Annotated in this window: 16 protein-coding genes and 1 pseudogene; 6 read left to right on the top strand and 11 right to left on the bottom strand. The window is 68.6% G+C overall.

Features of this window, described 5'->3' with window-relative positions:
• Positions 1-2: 2 nt before the first annotated feature.
• On the top strand, positions 3-953 hold the full coding sequence (locus SS2_RS15140; protein WP_245643629.1) for a ribokinase: 951 nt from the start codon (positions 3-5) through the stop codon (positions 951-953).
• Positions 954-995: 42 nt separating this feature from the next.
• Here the strand turns inward: SS2_RS15140 and SS2_RS15135 are convergent, their stop codons facing one another.
• From SS2_RS15135 to SS2_RS15120, 4 genes are all read right to left on the bottom strand, one after another.
• A complete protein-coding gene (locus SS2_RS15135) occupies positions 996-1,730 on the bottom strand; it encodes an HD domain-containing protein (protein ID WP_066465552.1) in 735 nt (244 codons plus the stop codon).
• Between the two features lie 117 nt (positions 1,731-1,847).
• Positions 1,848-3,440, bottom strand: a complete 1,593-nt coding sequence (locus SS2_RS15130; RefSeq protein WP_245643628.1) for a sensor histidine kinase — start codon at positions 3,438-3,440, stop codon at positions 1,848-1,850.
• 104 nt (positions 3,441-3,544) lie between these two features.
• Positions 3,545-4,273 (bottom strand): response regulator transcription factor, encoded by a 729-nt coding sequence (locus tag SS2_RS15125; RefSeq protein WP_066465550.1) that lies wholly within the window; start codon positions 4,271-4,273, stop codon positions 3,545-3,547.
• A 130-nt stretch (positions 4,274-4,403) separates the two neighbouring features.
• Positions 4,404-4,985: an NYN domain-containing protein gene (locus SS2_RS15120; RefSeq protein WP_066465548.1), complete on the bottom strand. Its 582-nt coding sequence runs from the start codon at positions 4,983-4,985 to the stop codon at positions 4,404-4,406.
• Positions 4,986-5,183: 198 nt separating this feature from the next.
• Between SS2_RS15120 and SS2_RS15115 the strand changes: the two genes are divergently transcribed.
• Entirely contained in the window at positions 5,184-5,909 is a 726-nt protein-coding gene (locus tag SS2_RS15115) for a type 1 glutamine amidotransferase (protein WP_066465547.1), read from the top strand.
• On the opposite strand, the gene SS2_RS15110 is transcribed toward SS2_RS15115, so the two are convergent.
• Both SS2_RS15110 and SS2_RS15105 read right to left on the bottom strand, forming a co-directional pair.
• Complete coding sequence (locus SS2_RS15110) at positions 5,902-7,923, bottom strand: heavy metal translocating P-type ATPase (RefSeq protein WP_083942295.1); 2,022 nt, start codon at positions 7,921-7,923, stop codon at positions 5,902-5,904. The two genes, SS2_RS15115 and SS2_RS15110, sit on opposite strands and share 8 nt — an antisense overlap.
• A gap of 64 nt (positions 7,924-7,987) precedes the next feature.
• Positions 7,988-8,230, bottom strand: coding sequence for a heavy-metal-associated domain-containing protein (locus SS2_RS15105; RefSeq protein ID WP_066465545.1), 243 nt, complete (start codon positions 8,228-8,230; stop codon positions 7,988-7,990).
• 155 nt (positions 8,231-8,385) lie between these two features.
• Between SS2_RS15105 and SS2_RS15100 the strand changes: the two genes are divergently transcribed.
• Positions 8,386-9,165 (top strand): Crp/Fnr family transcriptional regulator, encoded by a 780-nt coding sequence (locus SS2_RS15100; protein ID WP_066465543.1) that lies wholly within the window; start codon positions 8,386-8,388, stop codon positions 9,163-9,165.
• Between the two features lie 64 nt (positions 9,166-9,229).
• Here SS2_RS15100 and SS2_RS15095 read toward each other — a convergent pair whose 3' ends face one another.
• The 5 genes from SS2_RS15095 to SS2_RS15075 all read right to left on the bottom strand — a co-directional run bounded on the left by SS2_RS15095 (position 9,230) and on the right by SS2_RS15075 (position 16,788).
• Positions 9,230-10,003, bottom strand: coding sequence for a PspA/IM30 family protein (locus SS2_RS15095; protein WP_066465541.1), 774 nt, complete (start codon positions 10,001-10,003; stop codon positions 9,230-9,232).
• Between the two features lie 87 nt (positions 10,004-10,090).
• Positions 10,091-12,118 carry a TPM domain-containing protein gene (locus SS2_RS15090; protein ID WP_157607373.1) on the bottom strand — a complete coding sequence of 676 codons (2,028 nt, stop codon included), beginning with the start codon at positions 12,116-12,118 and terminating at the stop codon, positions 10,091-10,093.
• Positions 12,119-12,296: 178 nt separating this feature from the next.
• A complete protein-coding gene (locus SS2_RS15085; protein ID WP_066465538.1) occupies positions 12,297-13,961 on the bottom strand; it encodes a DNA repair helicase XPB in 1,665 nt (554 codons plus the stop codon).
• A gap of 36 nt (positions 13,962-13,997) precedes the next feature.
• Positions 13,998-16,373, bottom strand: a complete 2,376-nt coding sequence (locus tag SS2_RS15080; protein ID WP_066465536.1) for a helicase-associated domain-containing protein — start codon at positions 16,371-16,373, stop codon at positions 13,998-14,000.
• 10 nt (positions 16,374-16,383) lie between these two features.
• Positions 16,384-16,788, bottom strand: a complete 405-nt coding sequence (locus tag SS2_RS15075) for a VanZ family protein (protein WP_066465535.1) — start codon at positions 16,786-16,788, stop codon at positions 16,384-16,386.
• A 170-nt stretch (positions 16,789-16,958) separates the two neighbouring features.
• On the opposite strand from SS2_RS15075, the gene SS2_RS15070 reads away from it, so the two are divergent.
• The 3 genes and pseudogenes from SS2_RS15070 (at position 16,959) to SS2_RS18045 (ending at position 22,483) form a co-directional block, all read left to right on the top strand.
• Positions 16,959-18,455: a sugar transferase gene (locus tag SS2_RS15070; protein WP_245643626.1), complete on the top strand. Its 1,497-nt coding sequence runs from the start codon at positions 16,959-16,961 to the stop codon at positions 18,453-18,455.
• 3,020 nt (positions 18,456-21,475) lie between these two features.
• Positions 21,476-21,892: pseudogene (locus SS2_RS18265) on the top strand (glycosyltransferase); the annotation flags it as partial.
• A gap of 84 nt (positions 21,893-21,976) precedes the next feature.
• Positions 21,977-22,483 carry a glycosyltransferase family protein gene (locus SS2_RS18045; RefSeq protein WP_245643624.1) on the top strand — a complete coding sequence of 169 codons (507 nt, stop codon included), beginning with the start codon at positions 21,977-21,979 and terminating at the stop codon, positions 22,481-22,483.
• The last annotated feature ends 66 nt before the right edge of the window (positions 22,484-22,549 follow it).

Below are 22,549 nucleotides of genomic sequence, written 5' to 3'. Positions count from 1 at the left end.
CCATGGAAGGCACTGACATGTCGCAGGAATCGGGAACGGTCGTCGTGGTGGGCTCCCTCAACGCCGACCTCGTGGTCCAGGTCGAGCGGATGCCCGCCCCGGGCGAGACGGTCCGCGGTTCCGAGCTCGTCGTCCTGCCCGGCGGAAAGGGCGCCAACCAGGCGGCCGCGGCCGCCCTGCTCGGCGGGCACGTGTCGATGCTCGGCGCGGTCGGCGACGACGCGAACGGCACCCTCCTGCTCGACGCCGCGGCGCGAGCAGGCGTGGACACCACGTCGGTGGTGCGCCTGGACGGCGTGGCCACCGGCACGGCCGTCATCTCCGTGGACGCCCGAGGTGAGAACTCGATCATCATCTCGCCCGGCGCCAACGGGCACCTGACCCCGGAGTACCTCGGCGAGGACTTCTTCGCGGGGGCGGCGGTGCTGTGCCTGTGCCTGGAGGTGAGCCTGGAGACCGTCACCGCGGCCGCCCGGCACGCCCGCGACGCCGGGGCGCAGGTGCTGCTCAACCTCTCGCCCTACCAGCCGGTCGGGGCGGAGCTCCTCGAGCTGGTGGACGTGCTGCTGGTCAACGACCACGAGGCGGCTGACCTGCTCGGGCGCGACGTCGTCGACGCCGGGTGGGACGCCGTCCTGGCGGCCCTGGCCGGAGTCGGTGTGCGACGTGCGGTGGTGACCTTGGGGTCTCGCGGCTCGGTGGTGTTGGACGCCACGGCCCCTGCGGCGGACCAGGTCGTGGAGGTCGGTGCGGTCACGGTCGAGGCCGTGGACACCACCGGTTGCGGTGACGCCTTCACCGGAGCCCTCGCTCAGCAGATCGCCGCCGGCGCCACCCTCGTGGAGGCCGCGCAGGTAGCGGCACGGGTCGCGGCCTTCGCCGCCACCCGCCCGGGGGCGCAGTCCTCCTACCCCACGCTCGCCCAGCTGGCCGGCGTCGGGCAGCCGGTCTAGCCCTGCCCGGTCGGGCCGGCTGACCCAGCCGGCCCCGGACGGCTACGAGTCCTCGGTGTCCCTCGCGGACGCCGAGGACTCGTCGAGCTTACGGAGCTCTTTGCCCAACCGAGCAGCCTCCGCCGCGAGGTTCTGGCGTGCGGCGTCCTCCCAGCCGGTCGCGAGCGGGCTCGTGTAGAGCGCCTTGCGGTCCAGCAGCTTGGCGAGGATGCGCTGGCGGGCCTCGAGGTAGTCGCGCACGGGGATGTGCGCGTACTCCTGACGGATGTCGATGAGGTAGGCCTTGTACCGCTGCGGCTCGGCGGCCAAGATGCCCATGTCGGCGTCGCACAGCACAGCGCAGTCGTCGTCGTGAGGCAGCGGCTTGTGCCGCGCGAGGGCCGTGACCAGTGCCTTGACCCGGTCTGCCGCCTTCTCCGGGACGCCCAGCTCGACGAGCTCGGTGCGCGCGAGGGCGGCGCTGGCCACCTCGTCCTCCCCGCCCTGGGTCGCGTAGGCGACGCTGGACGCCGCCGAGAAGATCGCGCCGTGGTACCAGGCGGCCAACCGGACGAGGTCGGGCTGGTGGGTCTCCTCGGCCAGCTCGTCCACCCGGCTCAGCACGTCGGCCAGGTGCCGGACGTTGTGATAGATCCGTCCGGTCTCGTGCCAGCGGTCCAGCAGCGCGAGACCGGTGGCCCGGATCTCACTCTCTGGCGCGGTGGCTCCGGCGGCCTGAACACTGCGGATCCACGATGACAACAGCCACTGAGGCGCATCTGCGCTGACAGGAGGCATGAACCAGCTTTCGACAGGTGGGGGCGGACCGCCCACGGTGATGTCACGGTGATGTCTGGGACGACCGGCAATAGTAACCCTTGGGTGGCGCGACCGGAACGCCTCCTGCGTCCCCGTTCAGAGGAAGACGTCCGGCAGGTCGCTCGTCACGGCCACCTCGTCCGCCGAGGGAGTCGTGGCCGGGGTCGCGGCGGGCAGGCTCACGCGCACGGTCAGCCCACCTCCGGGGGTCGGCGCCGTCCCCACAGTGCCGCCGAGGGTCCCCACGATGGCCGCCACGATGGCCAGGCCGAGCCCGGACCCGCCGGAGGTGCGGTTGCGTGAGGAGTCCACCCGGTAGAACCGCTCGAAGATCCGGTCGGCCTCGGCGTCGGAGATGCCTGGGCCGTGGTCACGGACCTCCAGGGTGACCATGGGCCGGTCGCCGGTGGTCGTGGGTCCCAGCGCGATCTCGACCGGGGACCCGGCCGGGGTGTGCGTGGCGACGTTGCCGATGAGGTTGCCGAGCACCTGACGGAGCCGGTCGTCGTCGCCGATCACCACGCACGGACCCATGGCCGCGCCGGGGGTCAGCGGTGCCAGCCGCACCTCACGGGTGGGGTCCAGCGCGTGCAGGTCGCTCACGGCGTCGGCGGCCAGCACGGTCAGGTCGACCGGGACCCGCTGGATCGCGCGGCCCTCGTCCAGGCGGGCCAGGTGCAGCAGGTCCTCCACGAGGGTGCCCATCCGCTGGGCGGAGTCCTCGATCCGGCGCATCGTGTCGTCCATCGCCTCCGGGGTGCGCAGCGCACCCATGCGGTACAGCTCGCCGTACCCCCGGATGGTGGCGAGCGGGGTGCGCAGCTCGTGGCTGGCGTCGGAGACGAAGCGGCGCATCCGCGCCTCGGAGGCCTCCCGCGCGGCGAAGCCCTGCTCGATCTGGCTCAGCATGACGTTGAGCGACTGCGCGAGGGAACCGACCTCGGTCGAGGAGGGAGCCTGGGGGATGCGCCGGCTGAGGTCGCCGTCGGCGATCGCGGCCGCGGTCCGCTCGATGTCGGCGAGCGGGCGCAGCGAGCGGCGCACCGCCAGCAGCCCCACCACGGCGCCGACGACGGTGATCGCCAGGGCGCTGAGCGCGAGGATCTGCTTGATCTGGCCCACGGTTGCGTCCACCGAGTGGAGCGGGAGCGCGACGTAGACGTCAGCCACCTTCACACCCCCGGACACGATGGACCCGGCGATCACCCGCCACCGCGACCCGGTCTCCCCGGTGCCGTGCACGTCGACCGAGGACGTGGTGAACGGCTCGGTAGGGCGGTTGGCGTCGGTGAAGGTGTACGCCGTGATCGTGGGGACGCCGTACTTCTCCACCGTCTGGGCCTGGACCTCCACCCGGGGCGCCCCCTCGGCCGGGTAGATGGCGATGTAGTAGTCGCTCGGCAGGAGCTGGCGGATCTGCTCGGGGTCGGTGCTCTCGGGCAGCTGGTTGAACCGCTGGTCGCCGGTGGACTCCAGCTGCTCGTCGAGCTGGTCGACGAGGAACCGAGAGAGCACCGTCGTGGTCAGCACCACCGACGTGCCCAGCCCCGCCAGCAGCACGAGGGTGACGATCGCGACGAGGCGGATGCGCAGCGGCGTGCGCGCCCAGAAGGCACGCACCGGACCGACGTGCTCACCCTCGACCCCCTCGACCCCCTCGGGCGACGGTGGTGCCGGCGGGGGAGGCACGGGAGGCAGCCCTGCGGCGTCGTGCTGGCGAGAGCCCGGCACCCGGGACCCGGCTGCGCTGGGGGGAGGGGGTGGGACGGGTGGCAGAGGCCGGGACGAGCCGGTCACGTGGACTTCTTCGCCGCCGGTTGCCGCAGCAGGTAGCCCACGCCCCGCTTGGTCGCGATGAGCGGTTCAGGCATGGAGCCGTCCGGGAGCGGGGCGTTGTCGATCTTGCGGCGCAGGTAGGAGATGTAGGACTCGACGATGTTGGCGTCGCCGCCCCAGTTGTACTGCCACACGTGGTCGAGGATCTGCGCCTTGGACAGCACCCGGCCGGGGTTGAGCATGAGGTAGCGCAGCAGCTTGAACTCGGTGGGGGACAGGTCGATGACCTGCCCGGCGCGGCGCACCTCGTGGGAGTCGTCGTCGAGCTCGAGGTCGGCGAAGCGCAGGACGGCGTCGTCGACGGGAGCGGGGTGCGTGCGGCGCAGGACCGCCCGGATCCGCGCGACGACCTCTTCGAGGCTGAACGGCTTGGTCACGTAGTCGTCGCCGCCCACGGTCAGGCCGGTGATCTTGTCCTGGGTGTCGTCCCGGGCGGTGAGGAACAGGACCGGCATGTGCTGGCCCTTCTCCCGCAGGCGGCGGGTGACGGTGAAACCGTCCATGTCCGGGAGCATGACGTCGAGCACGATGAGGTCCGGGTCGATGTCGCGGATGAGCTTGAGCGCGCTCATGCCGTCCTCGGCCGCGTACACCTCGAAGCCGGCGAAACGCAGCGAGGTCGCCAGGAGCTCACGGATGTTCGGCTCGTCGTCGACGACGACCAGGCGCGCTTCGGGTTCGGTCATGGTCCTAGTCTGCGACCTCTTTCTGGGGAACGCCTGGGAGAGCGCTGGGCCGGCGCTGCGGGTGCAGCGTCAGCCCAGCGGTGCCTCGCGGCATCGATCAGACGTCGACCCGACGCCGACCAGGCGTCGATCAGATGTAGCGCAGCGGGTTGAACTCTTCGATCGGGATGATGCGCACGCGCGGCAGCGGCGTGGTGAAGGCTCCCACGGCCTCTTCGAGGTCGAAGAACTGCAGTCCGCGCCCGCTCAGCTCGGCGAGCTTGCTGTTGACGAACTCGCGGAAGCACAGGATGCCGACCCGGCGGGTGCCGTCCAGCAGCGCCTCGACCTGGGGCAGGAAGTCGCCGTCGTGGCTGGCGAGCAGCACGTCACCCTCGACGTCGGCGATGGCCTCGAGGGTGCGCTGGATGCCCATGTCCACGACCTTCTCGTGGCTGGCGCCGGCGAGGGGGATGGGACGGTAGCCCATGGCGAGGAGCGCCTGGACGAAGGGCATGGGCATCTGCCCGGAGGAGGCGTTGAGGAAGAACAGCGGGTTGACGGGCTGGTTGTCCCAGACCGCTCCGGCGAACTCCGCGATGCGGTCCCAGCGCGGGCGCTCGTCGGGGCTGGGGCGGTGACCCAGCACGTTCATGCCGAGGGTGGCGTCGATGTTCTCACCGTCGACGAGCAGGTACGTGGGGCGCTGAGCGCGTGAATCTGAGCCAGACATGGCTCCACTCTATGTGGTAACGCGCGCCTCCCGGCCCGGCGCCCCGCCGTCGCTGCGCCAGTCTGTGCGGTGCACGCGTGGTTTTGGGACCGGCGGGATGGCGACGTACCGTTCACACATCGCCTCGTCGAGAGGTGACCGGTTGCCAGTGACGCTGACCGTCGATGTCCTCCCCCCCAGCACTGCAAGGACGATGTGATGACGTCTCCAGACGTGACAGTGATCCAGAGCTCGCCCGACCTGCCGATCGGCTCGCTCGGCGACCAGCTGGCCTCGGCCGGCCTGCGGGTGCGCACGGTACGCGCCGACGAGGGTGAGGCGCTGCCCACCTGCGCCGAGCTCGGCGCCGCGCTCATCGTGCTGGACGGCTGGATGTCCGCCTACGACGACGAGGCCTCGCCCTGGCTGCCCGAGCTGCGGACGCTGCTGCTGGAGGCGGCCACCGAGGGCGTGCCGACCCTGGCGGTCGGCCTGGGCGCTCAGCTGCTGGCCGTGGCCGGCGGCGGTCAGGTCACCCTCGCCGCCCCACCCGGCCCCGAGACGGGACCGGTCCGGGTGTTCTGGCGTCCCGAGGCGCTCACCGACCCGCTGGTGGGCGAGCTCGCCCGGTCCGTCGCCGAGGCCGGGGAACGCGCCAGCCTCGTGCCGTCCATGCACGTGGACGCGGTGACCGAGCTGCCCGAGGGGGCGGTGTGGCTCGCGTCGTCGAACATGTATCCCTTCCAGGTCTTCCGCCTCGGCTCAGCGGTCGGGACGCAGTTTCACGCCGAGGTGTCCACCATGCGCCTGTCCGCCTGGCTGCTCAGCGGGGAGGACTCCGACCCCGCCCACGCCGACGAGCACGCCGAACGGATGGCCAGCAGCGGCCGGGCGGTCGCAGCCGGTCTGGTCGCCGCCGTCCGCGCTGCCAGCGCGCTCAGCTAGCGCTCACGGCCGGCTCGCCCGCGGCCGGCGCCCGGTCCGCGATCGACCCCGGAGCCCGGCGGGATCCACCTGCTGCGGCGTCGGGACGCAGCAGCCGCATCGCGTTGAGGACAACGACGAGCACAGACACCTCGTGCACGAGCATGCCGAGGGTCATGGTCACCCCGCCGGCGAAGACTCCGACGAGCAGCACCGTGACGGTGATCAGTGCGATCGTGATGTTCTGGGTCATCACCCGGATGGTCTTGCGGGCCAGGGCGACCGCCTGCGGCAGCTTGAGCAGGTCGTCCTTCATGAGGGCGATGTCTGCAGTCTCGATGGCGACGCCCGTCCCCGCGGCTCCCATCGCGACCCCGATGTCCGCCGCGGCCAGGGCGGGGGCGTCGTTGACGCCGTCGCCGACCATCGCGACCGTGTGCCGCTCCGACTGGAGGCGGCGGACGACGTCGAGCTTGTCCTCGGGCAGGAGCTCTGCGTGGACCTCGTCCACGCCCACCTCGGCGGCGACCGCCTCAGCGACACGGCGGGCGTCACCGGTGAGCATGACGACCGTCCTGATGCCGCTGGTGTGGAGACGGGAGACCATCTCCTCGGCGTCGGACCGGACCTGGTCTGCGACGGCGATGATGCCGATGACCCGCGCGTCCAGGGTGACCACCATCGGGGTGCGGCCGAGACGAGCCAGCCGGTCCACCTGGGCGGCGGCGCCGGAGTCGTCGGTGATGCCCTCAGCGGCGAGCAGCGGCAGGTTGCCGACGCTGACGCGGTGACCGTCGACGATCGCGACGATGCCCTTGCCCGGGATGGGGAAGGTCTGCTCCGGCAAGCCCTCGACCGCACGACCCGCAGTGGTGGCGGCATCGATGATCGGACGGGACAGTGGGTGCTCGGACCCCGCCTCGGCGCGGGCGGCCCAGGCGAGGACCTCGCCGCGATCAAGGGCTGGATCGAGGACGGTGACGTCGGTCAGGTGCGGCCGGGCCTCGGTGAGGGTTCCGGTCTTGTCCAGCGCGACCGCGCTGATCCGTGCGGCGGTCTCGAGGTGCTGACCACCCTTGATGAGGATGCCGTCCTTGGCCCCACGTCCGATTCCGGCGACGATCGCGACGGGGATGGAGATGACCAGAGCACCGGGGCAGCCGATGACCAGCAGTGTCAGCCCCAGCACGACATCTCCGGTGACCCAGGCGGTGATGACGGCCCCGAGGATGATGATCGGGGTGTACCAGGTGGAGAACTTCTCCATGAAGGTCTGCGCCGGGGCCTTCGCGTCCTGGGCCTCCTCGACGCGATGAATGATCCGCGCGAGCGTGGTGTCGACGCCGACGCCGGTCGCGCGGACCTGGAGGAACCCTCCGGTCGAGACGGTCCCCGCAAAGACGTGATCGCCCTCGACCTTCTCGACAGGGAGGGACTCCCCGGTGATCGAGGCTTCATCGAGGGTGCCGCTTCCGGTCAGGACGACGCCGTCGACCGGGACCTTGGCTCCGTTCTTGACGAGGACGATCTGCTCGACGGCCACCTGGGCGGCGGAGACCTCGACCTGCGTGCCGTCGCGCAGCACCACGGCGGTGTCCGGCGCGACGGCGACCAGCTCAGTCAGCGCCGACCGGGTCTTGGTCAAGGTCGCGGCCTCGAGGGCATGACCGACGGAGAACAGGAAGGTCACCGCGGCGGCTTCCCAGAACTCCCCGACGATCACCGCGCCGATGGTGGCGATCGAGACGAGCAGCTCGATGGCGATGGTCCGCACGAGCAGCGCTCGCAGGGCCCCGATGAGGATCGGGACACCGGAGACGGCCGCAGCGGCGACCATGAGCAGGTCAGACACCCCGACCAGGAGGGCGGAGCCGGTAGTCAGGTCGGAGGGGCCGTGGCCGCCGGAGAACGGGTTGACGCCGGCGGTCCAGGAGAGGACCGCGGCGACGGTGATCAACAGCGCAGAGGCGGCGGGGGCTGCCCAGTGCCCGCGGCGGAGGCGGGTCAGCGGGGACGGGCGGGTCAGGGTCGACATCGTGATGCCTTTCGTGCGGAGGGAGGGTGGCCGGTCACGAGCAGACCGGCCACCGGTGGGCGACTCAGATCGTCGAGGGGACGGCGGTGTAGCCCGCCTTGGCGATCGCGGCGACGATCATCTCGGTCGTGGCGACGGCCGGGTCGTGGTCCACCTCGATGCGTGCGGACGCGAACTTCACGGTGACGGCCTGGACGCCGGCCAGGCGTCCGACCTGCTTCTCGATCTTGGCGACGCACGACGGGCAGCTGAAGCCCTCGGCGCGGAAGACCGAACGGGTGAGGGGCTGGGACGGGAGGGTGGTCATGGTGTGCTTCCTGTCTGGTCGGATCGTCCGGGGTGATCCCGGTGATCTCAACCTAGGAAGTCGCCAGGGGCGCCGACATGACGGCCGTCAATTAACCGCGCAGAGACTGTGACGTGCGAGGAAGGGGGCTGGCCGACCACAGGTAGGGTGGCGACATGGGATCGCAGGACACCGTGCGCCAGGCCGGGGGCCGCCGGTTCATTCCCCTGCGTGAGATCACCCTGCCGCACCAGTGCCCGCGGCCGGTGCGGATGGCGGTGCTGGCCCGTGCCCCGTACTTCCGGGGTCTGTCCGAGAGCGAGCTCGACTCGATCGACCGGCGCATGCGGTCCGCCTTCTGGGCGTCAGGGGGTCAGCTCTACCGAGCAGGTGATCGGGCCCGTGCGCTCTATGTCGTGGCGGAGGGGCGTGTGAAGGTCTCCCAGGTGACACCGGATGGCACCGAGACCGTCGCCGACGTGCTCGTCCCGGGTGAGCTGTTCGGGGCGATGGACATCCTCGGGGAGCCCTCCCACCTGCAGACGGCCACCGCGCTCGTCGGGTCCTGCACGCTGGGCATCGATCAGGACGACTTCCGCGACGTCCTGCTGGAGCATCCTCAGGCGGCGTTGCGCGTGCTCGACGACGTCGCCGCGCGGTTGTCCCGCGCGCACAGCGACATCGGGGGCCAGACCACCGACACGGTGTCCCAGCGGGTGGCGACGGCGCTGCTGCGCCTGGGCGACAAGCTCGGCGACGACCGTGGGGACCACGGCCAGCTGCTCGATGTGCCGCTGTCCCGCGCCGACCTCGCCGGCCTCGCCCGCTCGACGCCGGAGTCGGTCTCGCGGGTGATGAGCAGGTGGAAGAAGGAGGGCATCATCGATTCCGGGCGCCGCTGGGTGGCGTTGCTGGACCGCTCCCAGCTGGAAGACGAGGCAGCCGGGAAACGCTGAGTGCGGCCGAATGACTGGACATTCCGGACGTCGAGCAGCCGTTCGACCGCACTCAGCCCCAGGGTCAGGACTGCTCGATGGCCGGGGTCACCGGGGTGGGCGTGATCTGCGGCGCGCCGGCGGAGCTGCCCTCCTTGAGGGCAGCCAGGCGTGCCTCGATCTCGATCTGCGCGCTCGAGGCCTCGAGCTCCTCGAACTGAGCGTCCAAGGACGACGCCGCGACCTCGGCCTGGCCGATCGCCTTGGCCTCCTCGCGACGCACCTTCTCCTCGAAGCGTGAGATCTCGCTCGTCGGGTCGAGCACGTTGATCGAGTTGAGCGCACCCTGGACGGACTGCTGGGCCTGCGCGGTCTTGGCCCGGGCCACGAGGGAGTCGCGGCGGGACTTGAGGTCTCGCAGCTTGTCCTTCATCTGCGCCAGACCCGTCTTGAGCTTGTCGACGGTCTCGCGCTGGGAGGTGATGAGCGGCTCGGCCTGGCGCACCTCGGCCTCGGCGTCGATCTGCTTCTGCAGCGCGATCTTGGCGAGGTTGTCGAACTTGTCGGCCTCGGAGGCGTTGCCCGACGCCCGCAGCTGGTCGGCGCGCTGGGAGGCGGCGACCGCCTTGGTGCCCCACTCCTGGACCGCAGCGACGTCCTCGTTGTAGTCCTGCTCCGCCAGGCGCAGGTTGCCGATGGTCAGGGCGACGGCATCCTCGGCCTCGGCGATGTTGTTGGTGTAGTCACGGACGAGCTGGTCCAGCATCTTCTGCGGGTCCTCGGCGCCGTCGATGAGGGCGTTGATGTTCGCCTTCGCGAGCTGGGCGACGCGTCCGAAGATGCTCTGCTTCTGTGCCATGGGAGTGCCTTTCTTCTGGTGTGCGCCCGTCGAGCTGACGATCCGCGTGTGGGCTGTTTCACGTGGATCGAGACTGATGCCGTGCGGTCAGAACCGGCCGCCCCGGCTGCGTGTTCCTCGGCCGCCACCGCCGAACCCGCCGCCGCGGGACCTGCCACCACCTCCACCGAAGCCGCCGCCACGAGAGCGGCCACCGCCACCGATGCCGCCGCCGAACCCGCCACCGAAGCCTCCTCCACCGAAGCCGCCGCCCCCGCGCAGGATCGAGTCGATGAGGATGCCGCCGAGCACCATCCCGCCGATGTTCGATCCACCACCACCGCCGCGCTGCTGGTTCTCCCAGTTCTGCACGTCGATCTGGGCCAGCTGCTGGGCGGACTGCACCAGCTGCTCGCACCGGCGGACAGCGTCCAGAGCAGCGACCGGGTCGGAGGTCTCCAGGGACCGGGCCTCCCCGAGCAGCCTGATCGCCTCGGACAGCCGGGTGCGTGCCTCCGGCCCGACCGCGCCCTTGCGGGTGTCGATGAAGTCGTTGACCGCCCGGATCTGGGACTCCGCGCGGCCCAGACCCTCGCGCAGCAGCGCCGCGGCGCGGGCGCGCTGCTCGGCCACCTCACGCGAGGGCGCGAGGGCGGCGTCCAGGCTCGCCTCGGCGTCGGCCAGGGCTGCCAGGGCGGCGAGCGGGTCGCCGCCGTCGCGAGCGCCCTGCGCGCTCGCCACGACCTGCTCGGCGCGGGCCGCGGCTGCGGTGACCGCCGGGTCGCCCGCCCCGATGGAGCGGGCGTCGGCGAGGTCGGAGCGGATCGAGGCGAGCGCCGCGTCCAGGCGTGGCCCGGCCGAGGCCAGGTCGTCGCCGGCCCGGTCCACCGCGTCGAGCAGCGTCACCGCCTGCCCGACGGCGTGGGTCGCCGCGCGCAGCTGGGCGACGGCGGAGGCACGGTCACCGGAGGCGACGTTCGCCTCGCCCGCGGTGACGGCCTGGGCGGCGGCGTCGAGCAGCTGGTCTGCCTGGTCGGGGTTGGTGGAGACGGAGGCGAGGGCGGACGCGGGGTAGGTGAGCGCGAGGCCGGTCAGCGTGGCCCGGGCTGGTTCGATGCGGGCGCGGATGGTCGGGATGTCACGACCGGTCGCGGCGAGCAGCTCGGGGGCCTTGGCCTGCAGGTCGCGCAGGTCGTCGAAGGGCTTGGAGCTCTGGGCCAGGGCGGCGTCGACCTCGGTGCAGATGGTGACGATCTCCGCCATCATGAGGCGGGCCTGGGGCTCGGCCTCCGCGGTGGCGTCGTCGAGCTGCTGGCGCAGGGTGAAGGCGCGGGTGACCCGGGCCTTGGACTGCTCGAGGGTGGCGGCGAACTCCTTCGTCGCCTCGTCCCCGAACTGGGCCTGGGCGAAGCCGAGCTCCTGCTCGGCGGTCTTGAGCTCGTCGTCGATCGCGACGAGGGCGCTGCTCGCCCGGCGGTTGAGCTCTGCGGTCGCCAGGGTGGAGAGCTGGCCTTCGGCGGGGTTGCCCGCGGAGGCGCGCTTGCGGCTCGAGCGCCACATGATGACGGCCACGATCGCCAGCATGACCAGGCCCGCCACGAGCAGGACGGTGAAGGCGCTCACGCCGTCGCCCCCCACGAGCGCGCCGCGCAGCGTCTCGGCGGCGGTGATCGCGGCTCCGTCCCAGTCATCGTCGGAGAGGTCGCTCTCCACAGCGCGGGAGATCCGGTCGAACTCCTCGTCGGTGATGGGGGCGTCGAGGTCGATGACCAGCCCGTAGCTCCTGTCCTCGATGGCCACGGCGAGGAGCGCGTCGTCGACGCCCATGCCGGAGAGGTCGTAGGTCTCGTCGGCCCACTCTTCGCCGCTCAGGCCGTCGAAGGTGTCGACGTAGACGACGAAGAGCTGCATGTCGGTGCTGTCGCGCAGGCGGTCCAGCGCACCCTGCACCGCGGAGACGTCGGTGAGCGCGCCAGCCGGGTCGGTGATCTCGCCCGGGACGTTCATCGGGTCCTGCGCACGGGCCGACGACGCGCCGCCGACCAGGAGCCCGACGAGCAGCGCGCAGCTGAGCAGGGCTCCCGTGAAGACGCGGATGAGCAGGGAGTTCGTCGTCAGCACTGAGCGAGTTGGCACACTGCGATCCTCAACTACCCCGCTACATAACGCAACGCCACACGAACTCGTGAGCCGGCCCCCGAACTCGTGAACGATCCCCCGAACTCGTGCGCCACGACCGTTCCGCGCCCCGCCAGGGACGCTGGCTCACGAGTTCGACGGGCGGGTCACGAGTTCGGGGAGGGAGGGGGCGGGGTCAGGTGACGGGGAGGTCGTCGGCGTCGACGATGCGGTAGGCGTAGCCCTGCTCGGCGAGGAAGCGCTGGCGGTGGGCGGCGAAGTCCTGGTCCACGGTGTCCCGGGCGACGACGGCGTAGAAGTGGGCCGTGCGGCCGTCGGCTTTGGGGCGCATGATCCGGCCCAGCCGCTGCGCCTCCTCCTGGCGTGAGCCGAAGGAGCCTGACACCTGGATCGCCACAGACGCCTCGGGCAGGTCGATCGAGAAGTTCGCGACCTTGCTCACCACGAGCGTGGTGATCTCCCCGGTGCGGAAGGCGTCGAAGAGCCGCTGGCGCTCGCGGACGGAGGTGGCGCCGGTGATGATCTGCGCCCCGAGGTGGTCAGCGAGCTCCTCGAGCTGGTCGATGTACTGGCCGATGATGAGGGTCGGGTCGCCCTGGTGCCGGGCGACCAGCTGCTCCACGATCTGGTTCTTGCCCGGCGCGCAGGCGGCCAGGCGGTACTTGTCCTCCGGCTCGGCCGTCGCGTAGAGCATGCGGTCACGCTCAGGCAGGGTCAGACGCACCTCGACGCAGTCGGCCGGGGCGATGTACCCCTGAGCCTCGATGTCCTTCCACGGCGCGTCGTAGCGCTTGGGCCCGATGAGCGAGAACACCTCGTCCTCACGCCCGTCCTCGCGGACCAGCGTCGCGGTCAGCCCCAGCCGGCGGCGGGCCTGCAGATCCGCGGTCATCCGGAAGATGGGCGCCGGCAGCAGGTGCACCTCGTCGTAGATGACCAGGCCCCAGTCGCGGGCGTCGAGCAGCTCGAGGTGGGTGTAGACGCCCTTCCGCTTCGTGGTGAGCACCTGGTACGTCGCGATGGTCACCGGGCGCACCTCCTTGCGCGCTCCGGAGTACTCCCCGATCTCGTCCTCGGTGAGCGTGGTCCGGCGCAGCAGCTCGTCGCGCCACTGCCGCGCCGAGACGGTGTTGGTCACCAGGATGAGCGTGGTCGTGGCCGACCGGGCCATCGCACCGGCCCCCACGATCGTCTTGCCGGCCCCGCACGGCAGCACGACGACGCCGCTCCCGCCGTGCCAGAACCCGTCCACGGCCTGCTCCTGGTAGGGCCGCAGCTCCCACGGGGCGTCGCCGTGGGCGGGGTCGGTGGGGCTCAGCGCGATGGGGTGCTTCTCGCCGTCGACGTAGCCGGCAAGGTCCTCGGCCGGCCAGCCGAGCTTGAGCAGCACCTGCTTGAGGTGACCGCGCTCGGAGGGGTGCACCACGACTGTGTCTTCGTCGATCCGCTCACCCACCAGCCCGGCGGTGCGCTTGGACTTGAGCACCTCGGCGAGCACGGCGCGGTCGGTCGAGGTGAGCACCAGCCCGTGCACCGGGTGCTGGGACAGCTGCAGCCGCCCGTAGCGGGACATCGTCTCGGCGACGTCGACCAGCAGGGCGTGCGGGACGGAGTACCGGCTGAACGCGAGCAGCACGTTGACCACCTGCTCGGCGTCGTGCCCGGCGGCGCGGGCATTCCACAGCCCCAGCGGGGTGAGCCGGTAGGTGTGCACGTGCTCGGGGGCACGCTCGAGCTCGGCGAAGGGCGCGATCGCGCGGCGCGCGGCGTCGGCCTGGGGGTGGTCGACCTCGAGGAGCAGGGTCTTGTCGCTCTGGACGATCAGCGGGCCGTCAGCCATCGGGTGGGTCTCCGTACTACTCGGTCGGGCAGCGGGTCAGGCGTCGGCGACGGGCTCGACCCCGGCGATGCGGTGCACCGCCACGGTGAGCTCAGCCTCACGGGCCACGTCGACGGCGCGCAGCCGTCCGGCGTCGATCCGCAGCGGGCGGACCCGGCGCCGGGTGAGCGCACCGGTGGGCCCGGCCACCTCGAGCCACACCTCATGGCCGTCGGCGGCTGCCTCACGCAGCAGTCCCAACGCCACGAGCGGGTCGGGTGTTCCCATCTCGCTCGGTGTTCCTGTCCCGCCCAGTGATCCCGCTGAGCCTGCGCCCTGCGCGCGTCGTTCCTGGGTTAGCTGATGTTGCTCGCGCAGCCGGGCGACGAGGGCTTGCAGCCGGTCCGTGCGCAGCGCCCCGCCCGTGCCGTGCTCGGGCGAGCCGTCGACCGCGCGGGAATGCTGGCTCGCCCGCCGCGAGCGCCGGCCAGGCACGCGCACCCGCGGCGTCAGCCGGTCGGAGTGGACCACCTTCCCCTCGGCGTCCTCCATGGCGGGGGCCAGGCCGCGCTCGCGGAGGGCGGTGAGCAGCTGGCTCGCCGGTGCGGTCGAGGCCAGGACGGTCGGGGCGAGGCGGAACAGGCCCAGCGCGCTCAGCGCGGGGTCTTCGACGAGGCCGGCCAGCAGCACCGGGTCGTCGACCCGGATGTAGCTGGCTGCCACGCCCAGGCGCACCTGACCGTGGCGGCGGGCGGCGTCGTGCACGAGGTAGTCGAGGGGCTGGGGGATCGCTGAGCGGGAGTGCCGGGCCAGGTCGGCGAGCAGGTCCTCGGCGGTCCGCCCGGCATCGAGGGCACGGATGACCGAGGCAGCGGTGAACCGCACGGTGATCGCCCCGCCGCGGGACTCCACCTCGGCGGCGTCGGCCAGCAGCGCCTCGAGCTCGGGGGTGGGGCGGCCCGGAACGATGCCGGTGAGGTCGCCCTGCAGCAGCACCTCGTCGACCGGCTCGGGCAGGGTGCGCTCGAGGGTGTCGGCCAGGGCGCGGTGGGCGTCGTCGTCGAGCACGGTCAGGGGAGGGGCGGCGGCGAGCAGCAGGCCGCCCGCGGCCAGGGCGTCAGCGCCGGTGACCCCGAGCAGAGCCGCCTCGTGCAGCAGCGCGGCGACGGCTGCCTGCGGGGGGACCGAGCGCGGGGTGCGCCAGGCCAGGACCGCGACGACGGACTCGGCGTCGACCGCTGCGAGCGGGGCCTGCGCGGCGACGCGGAGCACCTGGGAACGCAGCCGCGGCACCCACACCCGGTGCAGCTCGGGTTCGAGGGCGGAGCGCAGGGCGCCGCGGTCGTCGCGCGTCCCCACCAGCCACGGCGCCCGCGCCGAGGCGAACCACGCGGCGACGAGCGTGGCCCAGCGGGTCGGCAGGTCGGCGGCGAGCCACTCGTCGGCCGTGTCAGTCGGGGCGAAGGTGGCCGGGTCGCCGCTGTCGTCGGCAATCAGAGCGGCCATCAGGGCGAGCTCGACGACGACGGCGGTAGCCGCCTCGTCGGCGTCCAGCTGGCCGGCGAGGCGCCGCAGCTCGCGGACGCCCAGCCCGCCCGAGCGCAGCGCAGGAGCCGGGGTGGTCTGCCAGAGGCTGATGACCTGGGCGACTCTGCGGACGATCTCCTGGGCGGCGCGGGCCGACTCCGCGTCGACGGTCTCCGGGGTGAGCGTGGGGATGGGCAGCGGGGGCGCCGGGGGCAGGCCCTGGTGGGTGCGCCCCGACCGCAGGTCCAGGGCCACCTCGCGGGGGAGGGTGACGTGGTGGGCGTCGACCTGGCGGAGGAAGCCGTGGTCGAGGAGCCAGCGGGTGGGGGTGTACGTCGGGCTGTCGGTCGAGGCCGGGATGCGGCCCACCGGCGGACCCCACTGCAGCGCGGTGAGGATGGCGCGGGCGCCGGCGGGGGCATCGGGGGAGTCCAGCAGCGCCAGGTCGGGCCGTGTGTCCTGAGGACGCAGGGCGGGCCCGAGGCCGGCGGGGTAGGCGTCGAGGGTCTCTTCGATGCCGGGAGCTGGGCGGTAGGTGCCCGGGGTCGGGTGCCACAGCAGCGCAAGGGTGGTGAGGTCCTCGAGCAGAGCGCGGACGGTGGCAGCGTCGTCCGGGGGCGGGGGGTCCTGGGTGCCGGGGGCCGACGGCGCGGCGATCGCGGCGACGACGCGATCGGCTGTGGCCTCCTCGCCGAGGGCGTCGAGCACGGCCACCGACTCCAGCACGGTCAGGTGGGCGGCGTCCAGGGCCGCGGCGGCCCGCAGCAGGCTCGCGCGGCTGGTGGCCCGGGCCGCGAGAGAGAGCAAAGTGGACGGCGACGGCGAAGCGAGATCGCCGCGCCGGGACAGCAGCGCGACGAACTGCTCGTCGGAGCGTGCACGGAGCCAGTCGCTGAACGTCACCACGTCAGTGACCTTACGTCGTCGGGGTGTCCTGTGGTGCGGTGCGCCGGGTCTGCAGGTACCGGGCGGCGATGAATCCGAGGGCCGCGCCAGCGGTGTTGGCGAGAACGTCCTGGACGGTGCCGAACCGTTCCGGGCGCAGTGTCGCCTGCGCGATCTCGGCCAGCGACGACAGAACTGCGGCGCCGCCCACCACCTGCCACCACCGAAGCCGCGGGCTGGTGAGCGTGACGAGGAGGCCGATCGGGACGAAGAGGGCGACGTTCGCAGTGAACTCGATGACGGAGTAGGTCAGCCATGCGAAGCCGTGGGCGGCCAGCCAGCGGGTCAGGGCGGTGAGTGGGCCGGCGGCAGAGGAGTCAACGGGGGTAGGCCAAGCCAGCACCGCGAGTACCCCGAGGGTGTAGGCGGCGAGCATGGCTACGACGAGGTGCCGATTGTGTTGGCAGATGGCCCTTATGTCCAATCAGGAGCCCAGAAATCACCCGATCAGAGAGCAGAATCACTGATCAGACGGCTGGGATGAATGCATCGACATGCCAGAATCTACCTGGGTCGCGCCGGCCCACAGCGCATCTAGGGGGATCCGTGACTGCGACCGAGCAAGTCCGTCGGGCTGTCGTCGACGAACAAATCGGTCTGGCAGCGGGCGGCTCGACACCCCAGGAGCGGCGATTCCGGCCCTACATTCTCCGCATCATGGTCACTGACGTCATCGCGGTCGCCGTGGCCGTGGCAGTCGCCTATGTCCTGCGGTTCGACACTGACGGGGTCGCGCGAGTCAGCGGCGCATTTGCGCCCAGCTACCTGGTCGTGTCCGTCGTGCTCTTCGCTGCGTGGACCGCGGCGCTCTTCCTCGGCCGCACCCATGACCACCGGCTCATCGGCTCGGGCCCCACCGAGTATCAGCGCGTCTGGCAGGCGTCGTGGCGGCTGGGCGCGGTTGTCGCCGTGGTTGCGTACATGCTGCGGATGGAGATCGGCCGGGGGTACCTGGGAGTTGCGTTCCCTCTCGGACTCACTCTCGTGTTTCTCGGGCGGTACTCATGGCGCCAATGGCTGCACCGTCAGCGCGCTGCAGGGCGTTTCCAGTCCAGGGCGCTCGTGGTGGGACACCTGCGCAAGGCCGCGTTGATGGTTGAGGAGCTCAAGGAGGCGCCGAACACCGGGTTTGGGGTGATCGGGGCATGCATTCCCGCCGGCGAAGCCGTCGGTGGGGAAGCCGGGGGCATCGAGATCCTTGGGACAATGGACGATGCCGCGTCGGTCGCACTCGATTACAAAGCGGACATCGTGGTGGTCGTCGGCTCGGACAACATGACGACTGAGGCGCTGCGCCGGCTCGGATGGGATCTTGAGGGAACGGGCGTCGAGATCGCACTGACGATGGCGATCAGGGATGTGGCGGGACCACGGGTGACGATGCAGCCGGTCAACGGACTCCCTCTGGTCTACGTGGACGAGCCACGCTTCGCAGGTCCCAAGTACGCACTCAAGTCCGTCATGGACTGGATACTGGCATTAGTGATCCTTGTGATGATCTCTCCGATGCTCGTGGTCATCGCGGTGTTCGTGAAGGTTACGAGCAGAGGACCCGTATTCTACCAACAGGAGCGCGTGGGGGTCGGTAGCAAGCCATTCAAGATGATCAAGTTCCGCTCGATGGTAGCTGACGCCCACAGCCGCCTAGATGAGGTGCTCGCAGCCGAGGGGATCGAGAGCGTGGGCCTCTTCTACAAGCCAAAGAACGATGCCCGCGTGACCAAAGTTGGGCGGGTGCTGCGCAAGTACTCCCTGGATGAGCTTCCCCAGCTTCTCAACGTGCTGCGTGGCGAAATGAGCCTCGTTGGTCCGCGACCGCAGATTGATCAAGAGGTGGCACAGTACGACCGTACGGCGAATCGGCGACTCCTTGTGAACCCGGGTCTGACTGGGTTGTGGCAGGTCTCGGGGAGGTCTGACCTGAGCGCCGAAGAGGGAATTCGCATGGACGTCTTCTACGCAGAAAATTGGACACTCTTCGGAGATCTTCTTATCCTCGCGCGGACCGCGAAAGCTATGATCGCAGGCGAAGGGGCCTACTGATCCATCATGCAGTACTCTCCTCTGCTCTCGCAGTCAGCGTGTGACCGCGAATCCACCTTTGGACACAGACCACTGTGCAAAATTGCGACCCCGCCAGAGGATGCCCTATCACATCTATTTCGGTTTCTCAGATCGACTCACAATGGCGCACGTTAGAAAGAATCGTCGAACGTCCGCATCAACTCACGAAACCGTCACTATTCTATTCGCGTCTGAAAGGAGCGAGACAGTATGGATTCCTCACTCACGCCACCCATGCCTATCGGCGTGTCACTTGGAGCCCCAACTGCTGTGGACGCGCATGGAGAGTCGGATCGCGACTTTCAACTAAAACCGAGCGCCTCCCTCCAGTTACACGGCGATGCAGAGGCTGACAAACCCAAGGCATCCATCATTGCACTAGCACGACCCTTGCGTGGAGTGAATGGAAAGCTCAAATGGCTCAAGATGCGCTTGGAAAAAATCCAATGCGCGCTAGTTCTCCCGACGATTTCGCAGCCGCTCGTTGGAAGTGCCCATCGATTCGAGATGGCGGGACGATCTAGGGCCATTCCTAAACCAGACGCCGTTCGAGTATCTGGCGAAGGCGACCGAATTGTGCGCGAGTCCTACAACTTGGAGAGTGTGTTGGTGGCTGACCGCATCCAGAATTTCATTCCGACCCAAAGAGCACTTGCGAGGCGTGACGGTGCCTATTAGCCAGAGACTAATCGGTGGTGCGCATAGTGGCCGAACAGTCCTCATCGTAGAACCGAACGTCTCTGGACATCGCCTCTACTACGTTGCCCTTCTTGTTCGCAATTGTGCGAGTGCTGGCGATCGGGTTGTCATAGCCACATCTCCTGGTGCCAGTACGGCTGATGAATGGAAGGTCCATCTGTCAGACATAGTCCACGGGTCCGTCACTGTGATCACCACGCGCAAGTTTGAACTAGAGGCGATCGCCCAGCTTGCTCACAATGTGCGCTCCAGTATTACGGTGATCCCTGACGGTGACCGGCATGTCCTCCAGGTGCTCAAGAGAGGGTGGCATGGCCATGGAGACCTCTCGCTTCTCGCTATGCGACCGGATGCGCAGCCCACGGGATCCGCAGCTAGGATGCTCATTACCGGACACGCGAAGAAACTTCTCATCATGGCTGCCGATCGACGTCGCAAGACGCAAGTATCTGCCTTGAGGAGTCCGCTCGTAAATCGCACCTGGCCAATTTCATGGGTCGCCGATCCTGTGGCAGTGATAAATGACGACGATGCTCGGAAATCGGTGCGAAAGAAGTTGTCCAGCGGCGCAGGCCTGTACTGGGTGGGCGTAGTCGGCTCGATTACGCCCCGCAAGAACCTTGACATTGTGGCACGCGCTGTACTTGCTACCCCTGGCGCCGGGCTTGCGATCGCTGGTTCTGTGGAGGCATCCGTCGAGCGGGATAATGCTGTACTCCTAAATGCTCTCCGAGATTCGGGCCGACTCGTTCGATGGCCCGGTACCGTCGGCGACGCGGAGTTCGACGCAATTATCCACGAAGTTGATTGCATAGTGGCAGCGCATTCAAACGAGGGTCCGAGTGGCATTGTGGGAAAAGCCGCAATTGTGGGTACTCCACTCGTGCTCGCAGGAGCTTCCTCCTTGCGGAAAGATGCACGTTCGCTCCACGGGAGGGCTCGTTGGTGCTCATTGAACGAGCGCGGTATTGCCGCAGGTATCCTGGCATCCCAGGGAAGTAGGCACGCACCGCTCGACTTGAATGCCGGAGTAGAGTTGTTCGTCAGGAAGTTGACGTGAGGACTCTAGAGGGGAAGCCGAGACTAGCGAGCGTCGGCAAGCAAGCCATTGCGCTCTCGATAGCAACTGCCGCAGCGCAGGTAGTGGTTTCTCTATTGTACATTTTCACGGCGCGGGAAGTGGGACCCGTTGCTTATGGCGGCACCGTCACAACGATAGCCCTTGGCCTAAGTGCCCTAGGAATTGTAGATTTTGGTGCCAACCCGTACGCCGTTCGAGAAATGTCGAGCGGTCGGATGACCTCACTTGAATATGCGGCACGCCTAAAACGCAAACTGCTCTTGGGTATAATGGTCGCAGCTGTCTATGCCGCGATTTGCATTCCATTCGCTCCGGCCCTGACGGGTGCGGCTGCAATATTTCTCTCGGGGCTAGTGTTTCAATCCATCCTAGTGCCTCTGCGCGCTGAAAAGAGGGGAGGTCAAATTGCAATGCTTCTACTGGTTGAGCGCATAGTAGCGTTCGCTACTTTCGCTCTTCTAGTCTTTTTCGACGCTTCCCTGGCATGGGGCCTCTGGCTCAGTCTCGTTGTTGGCACTTCCGCGGCGTCCACGGCTGCTTGGTTCAGTATCGCGACCTGGGGACGTCCGCGATTTTGGCGAGTCAAAGGATCCAATCCCTGGACCGGCGCAAGATACTACGGAATTAGCGCAGTCGCTCTAAGCGGACAACAGTTGGATTTGCCTGCCTTGGCATTCGTTGGTGGAAGCAGCGCAGCCGGTCTGTATGGCGCGGTGAATCGTTGGACCCAGCCCATGGGCCTTTTTGCATCAGCATTCTCGAGTGCTTCAGTGCCATTCGTGGCGAGCGCGAAGGACTTACGCAGCGCGCTCAGGCATGTGTCGAAGTCCGCATGGCTCCTCCTGGTTGCAGTACTCGTTTCTGGCCTAATGGCTTGGGCGGCCCCCAGAATAGTCACGGTGCTTCTAGGAGACGCTTTCGAGAGTTCCGCAACAGTTCTGCGTCTCCTCGCGCTCGGCACTATACCGGCCATTCTGAATCAACCAATGGCTACCGCATTGCAAGCACGCGGGCACGACCGAGCGGTCGCATTAACCTTCTCCGTATCGGTTGCCGCCCAATTGATACTTGTTGGATCGCTCGGGCACGCCTATGGCGCGGTTGGAGCGGGACTCGCATTTTGCGCGCTGCAGACCATTCTCAGCGCGAGTTTGGTGACGGTGCTTTTGAGAGCGTTTCGTAGAGAGAGTCACGTGCCTGCTGAAGGGGCTGGATTGTTATGATGATCGTTCAGGTTCTATTGAGCGAGCGTATCGGCGGTGCTGAAAGCCTTGTGGCTGACCTCGGTGTCGGTTGGAAGGCCATGACTCACGAGTCAGAGACGGTTTATTTAGACCCAGAGCAGGTGCGCTCGGGTCGCTGGAGACGGCTAATCGGCCTGCGGAAGGAACTTAAGCGGCTGAACCCGGCCCTTGTCGTCGCCCACTCATATCTTCCCGCGCTTTATGCGCGCGTAGCTAGCATAGGTGTTGCGCCAGTTCATGTCGTTCTCCACAGTGGGAGCGACGATTTCGCCAGGGTTTCCGCAAGAATATTAGAACGCATCCTTCTGCCTATCACAGCTAGTGTCATTGCGGTCAGCGAAGCTCAATTGACAAGGTATAGGGCACATTTCGGGAATACAAAGCGAGCGACGGTGATCTTAAACCGACCTTCTTGCAAATTCTCGCCGAAGCCGGCAATCAGTAGCGTGCCTCGCAGAGTTGTAACTCTGGCCCGGGTGGACCCGGTGAAGCGGCCGTTATTCTGGCGTCAGGTGGTTGAATTGGCCAGCGAGAAGTACCCGGATCTCCGTTTTGAATGGTGGGGCCCACTATCGGGCGACACGCATCTCGACTCGGCGTTGAATGAAAAGCCCCCATTGGCGGGCAGCTATTGTGGCTCGACCGATTCTCCCAGCGAGGTGCTGAGAATGTCGGATGTCCTCTTCCATACGTCGGCCCATGAAGCGAATAGCCTCGCGATGCAAGAGGCGGCCGGCGTCGGATTGCCGGTGATCTACGCGGACTCGATCGAACCTCCGACCGATTCCGTGGTCTGGGGTTTGAGATACACCCGAGATGATCCTGCGGATGCGGTGAGAGTGCTTGGTGATCTACTCGCAGACTGGGACCTGCATTCCGCCAGATCGCACGCTGAGGCAGTAGCGCAAGACCAGAGGGTAGAACCACCACTTGAGGTTTGCTACCTTGACTGGATGGTGGATTCTAACCTCATCGCCGGTTAACTAGTAGCTAGTAGCGATGGCGTGGTAGGCGGTGTCGTGCTGGGGCTGGAGCCGGGGCCTCGGCAA

This window comes from Sanguibacter suarezii NBRC 16159 (assembly GCF_001552735.1).
In the GTDB taxonomy this organism is placed as follows: Bacteria; Actinomycetota; Actinomycetes; order Actinomycetales; family Cellulomonadaceae; genus Sanguibacter; species Sanguibacter suarezii.
Note: the sequence above shows the minus strand (reverse complement) of the source record. Positions and strands in the feature narration are given on the sequence as shown.

What these genes read in the sequence shown, in the direction of transcription:
- SS2_RS15110 (WP_083942295.1), bottom strand. Translation starts at nt 7,923, where the DNA reads ATGTCGACCCTGACCCGCCCGTCCCCGCTGACCCGCCTCCGCCGCGGG.
- SS2_RS15115 (WP_066465547.1), top strand. Translation starts at nt 5,184, where the DNA reads ATGACGTCTCCAGACGTGACAGTGATCCAGAGCTCGCCCGACCTGCCG.
- SS2_RS15075 (WP_066465535.1), bottom strand. Translation starts at nt 16,788, where the DNA reads ATGCTCGCCGCCTACACCCTCGGGGTACTCGCGGTGCTGGCTTGGCCT.
- SS2_RS15095 (WP_066465541.1), bottom strand. Translation starts at nt 10,003, where the DNA reads ATGGCACAGAAGCAGAGCATCTTCGGACGCGTCGCCCAGCTCGCGAAG.
- SS2_RS15100 (WP_066465543.1), top strand. Translation starts at nt 8,386, where the DNA reads ATGGGATCGCAGGACACCGTGCGCCAGGCCGGGGGCCGCCGGTTCATT.
- SS2_RS15105 (WP_066465545.1), bottom strand. Translation starts at nt 8,230, where the DNA reads ATGACCACCCTCCCGTCCCAGCCCCTCACCCGTTCGGTCTTCCGCGCC.
- SS2_RS15125 (WP_066465550.1), bottom strand. Translation starts at nt 4,273, where the DNA reads ATGACCGAACCCGAAGCGCGCCTGGTCGTCGTCGACGACGAGCCGAAC.
- SS2_RS15135 (WP_066465552.1), bottom strand. Translation starts at nt 1,730, where the DNA reads ATGCCTCCTGTCAGCGCAGATGCGCCTCAGTGGCTGTTGTCATCGTGG.
- SS2_RS15120 (WP_066465548.1), bottom strand. Translation starts at nt 4,985, where the DNA reads ATGTCTGGCTCAGATTCACGCGCTCAGCGCCCCACGTACCTGCTCGTC.
- SS2_RS15140 (WP_245643629.1), top strand. Translation starts at nt 3, where the DNA reads ATGGAAGGCACTGACATGTCGCAGGAATCGGGAACGGTCGTCGTGGTG.
- SS2_RS15085 (WP_066465538.1), bottom strand. Translation starts at nt 13,961, where the DNA reads ATGGCTGACGGCCCGCTGATCGTCCAGAGCGACAAGACCCTGCTCCTC.